This is a genomic window from Salinibacterium sp. (assembly GCF_031364185.1).
GTDB lineage: Bacteria > Actinomycetota > Actinomycetes > Actinomycetales > Microbacteriaceae > Rhodoglobus.
Genome location: NZ_JANLVV010000033.1, coordinates 1 through 3537 on the forward strand (window position 1 = coordinate 1; position 3537 = coordinate 3537).

Below are 3537 nucleotides of genomic sequence, written 5' to 3' on the forward strand. Positions count from 1 at the left end.
CATGTTCGCAACGATCAGTCCCGCGATGACGGCCTCGGCCGCCAAAAAGCCTGCGGCTGCGGAAGGGATGACTCGAGACGTCATGCGCCCAGCGTAGGGCAGTCGAAATCCGTGCCGTTAGCGAACTGTGGTGGACCCTAGAAACCTACTCGAATCCAAATGTGGCTATTGGCGACCGCACTAGTCGAAGGGTGCTGGCCGGATGGCCCGAAGGTCAAGCGGCCAGCACGCGCTCAGCGAGCCTTCAGGGCATCAACCTGCAGGTATTCACCGCTTATTTTGACCGCCCTAATTGTGTGGTTACCAGAACTCAGGCCGGTGGCTGAGAAGACAACCTGCTGTGGTGTGTAGCTGGCCGCGTACGCGCTGTACTCGCCCTGCAGCACATCGTCTATGTAGACCTGGAAATTGCCATACTGAGGCGATTTCGAGGTGATGTACTGAATCGTTTCGCCCGTGAAGGTTGCCGTGAACGAACTGCCATTCTCGGATGTGTACTGCACGTCGTCTTCGTAGTCGCCTGCGCCTCGGAACATTGATCGGTTCCACGTTCCCGAGAACGCGATCGACGCTGACGAATTGTTTATCTTTGCGGTATCGAGCGCGTCAACCTGTAGATAGTCACCGGTCACCTTGACCACTCTCATGGTGTGCATGGACGGCAGAAGCGACGTCGTGCTGAAAATCGTCTGCTGGGGAGTGTAGGAGCTCGCAAATGCGGAGTACCTTCCGAAATAGCGACCGTCGATATAGATATCTGCATCCCCGTACTGTGGCGAGCGAGGCGCGATGTAGGTCACCCCTGAGCCAGTGAAGGTGTAATCGAAGTAAGCGCCGTTCACCGTCGTGTACTCGACGTCATTTCCATAGTCACCGACGTTCCGGTTGCTCGACCTTCCCCACTGCCCTGAGTATGTCAGCGCCTTGTCGTTGTTACGCAAGGAGGGGTATGTGGGCACCGCATTAGCCAATTGGATGATGGTGTCGGAGCTGCTCCAGGTATCCCCGCCGGTCAAGGTCAGCGTTACTGCTGACCCAGACTGCGTGATGGTGATTGCATTCCCCGTCGCCTTGTTGATGGCGCTGCTGAACTGTGTGCCGTCGGCGGTAGCAGGAAGGGTAATGGTGGAGCCGCCGGGAGCACTGAAGACGTGGATGAACGTCTTAGTTCCGTCCTGCGAGGTGAGAGCAACCCGGCCTGTGCTCAGGGAATTGAGCGTTGTTCCGTCTGCGACGGGATATGCCGCGCTCGGGCGAGTGTTTCGCAGCGAATCACCGGCGGTTTGGACGTAGGTGCCGACACCCTGCATCGCCGGTTTGACACCCGTCTCCCACACGGACCCTGTCAGGCCCGCATAGGCGCCGAAGGCGTAGGCGGTGCCACCGCCTCGCTTATTCACTGCCGCTTGAAGGATGAGGTAGCGGTACAGGTCGAGAGACGAAGAGGGCATAACGTTTGTCCCCTCGGCGGTAGTAGTCCACCACGAGCTCGTCGTCGCGATTCCAGCCATCTGGTTCGGGGTCGTGGGCCACCCCTGGACGGCTCCACCACTGAATTCCGTCGCCGGGTAGTCGACGGCTGGCGCTCCGTTTACGGCGTCGTTGGTGAAGTTGAAGCCCATATTGCCCAGCAGAACACGATGGGGATTTCCAGCGAGCATGCTAGCGCGCAGGCGAGGCTTATCGATTTTTTCATTAAAGTTGGCCTCTTTGACCATATCGACCCACAGTCCCTCGATGTCGTCCCCGTATCGGTTTCCCATCTCGGTCATTGTCTGATTGATGTAGTCGTTCCACTTCTTATACCCATTTGTGGGGTCATTCCAGCCCGTGAGAGCCTGGTCTGTGGGCGAGAAGTCGTGACCGTCAGTGGCGTGGACGTATAGCACGAGACGAATACCGTAGGGCTTGAGAGCGTTGATAAGATCCCGAATGAGATCCCGGTCAGAGGATTGACCGGGCCGCCACGATTCGTGAACCGCGCTCGGATAGAGGGGATTCATGGCGAGGTGCCATGCCGTGAAGACCACGTAATCGGCGCCAAACGAATTAGCGTCGGCCGCGAACTGAGTCGCATTGAATTCGGCCGCGAGGGCATCAACGCTGCTTGGTTGTGTGCCGTCGCTTCTGATCGTCAGCCCAGGAACGTAGTGGACAAAAATGCCGTATTTGGATTGGTCGTACCACCCCACATTTGCGGTGGCCTGACCAACTTTCGGGGCCTGGGGCACAGCCTCCGCCGCCGGGGGTGAGGGCGACAACTGAGCGAGGCATACCAGCACCAGGCCTACAAGAAATAAACCCAGCGGGCGACGGACTGAAGAACTAGACATCTGACACTCCTTTGTGCGACCCAAGTTATATCGATTCAATTTCCGCGCCTAGCCTAGGTGATCTGACCCCTCGCTGTCCAACATGATGAGCGATGCGCGCAAGATCGGCCCGACCTGAGCGACGATGACGCTTTCTCAGCGGAGGAAAGATGCCGGCGGTTGACCGCCTCGCTTTTTACACAGCCCGGCGAACGGCCCCGCGCACCCGGGCCGACATCCATTTGTGTGTTTCCTCACAGCAACGGGCCCCAGGGCATTGTGAACCACACCGTCGTCGCCAATGAGGAGGTTTTCGGAAATGATATCGGCCACCCACTCCCGCAACCGATCGCCGCCCAAATGACCTCGGCGCCCAAAACGGAGGTCTCAATAAACGCGACGCTTTCGACCATGTCCTTGCCGAGTTGGAGCGCCACTTCGCACCAACTACAAGAACCGGGATTTTATGGTGGACCCTAGGAGATTTGAACTCCTGACCTCCTCGATGCGAACGAGGCGCGCTACCAACTGCGCCAAGGGCCCCTGCGCCTTGCGGCTCAGTGCAGCGTCAACGATATCACTCCGGTCGGCCGGATATTCCGCTGGTCCAATCCTGCTCTGACCAGGGGCCGCACTTCGCCAGCGACGAACCGAATGAAGCCCGCGTGGTCTGGCTCGTCCGAGGTCGGTTGAAGCACGACCATATCGGCGCCGGCATCGGCATCGGCGTTGCACAGCGGCGGCGACTGTCGCCGCGTTCCCCTACAAGACCGGCATCGTCGGAGGGATCGCAACCCCAGTTACAGCACTCTGTCTGCCAGCGGGCCACCGTCCCGGCGCCCGTTGTGGCCATCACGCAGACCGTGATGCGGCTCTTACTCAGTCCGCGCTGCGCGAGCGCGACCCTCGTCGATGTGCGCGCGGGCCAGACGCACACCCTCAGGCGTGGTACCGCCAATACACGAGTTCACCATCGGTCAGCTGGCCGGAGAGGGCAAGAGCGTTGGGATCTCCCGTGCCGACCTGCCCCATCCACTCCTGCACGCCACTTCCCACCCCCGCGTGAAATCTGCCCGGGAACATTCGCTGTATCGCCGCAATCTCCATCGCCGTAACCGCCACGTTTCGCAGCGGGATGGGAAGGATGCCGATGCCCACCCGCACTTTCGTAGTCCAGGCCAGGGCCGCTGCGGCCGAGGTCAGACCGCCCTCGCGAAAACAGTCC

Annotated in this window: 2 protein-coding genes and 1 tRNA gene; all 3 read right to left on the reverse strand. The window is 59.8% G+C overall.

Features of this window, described 5'->3' with window-relative positions:
* Nucleotides 1–233: 233 nt before the first annotated feature.
* On the reverse strand, nt 234–2333 hold the full coding sequence (locus RMN95_RS01890) for an alpha-L-fucosidase (protein WP_309615270.1): 2100 nt from the start codon (nt 2331–2333) through the stop codon (nt 234–236).
* 446 nt (nt 2334–2779) lie between these two features.
* Nucleotides 2780–2855: transfer RNA gene (locus tag RMN95_RS01895), tRNA-Ala, on the reverse strand.
* Between the two features lie 396 nt (nt 2856–3251).
* Nucleotides 3252–3537 (reverse strand): LLM class flavin-dependent oxidoreductase (locus tag RMN95_RS01900; protein ID WP_309615271.1); only part of this gene is annotated, 286 nt, incomplete at its 5' end.

Bases quoted from the DNA above. Each gene is read 5' to 3' on its own strand.
- RMN95_RS01890 (WP_309615270.1), bottom strand. From the start codon at position 2,333: ATGTCTAGTTCTTCAGTCCGTCGCCCGCTGGGTTTATTTCTTGTAGGC.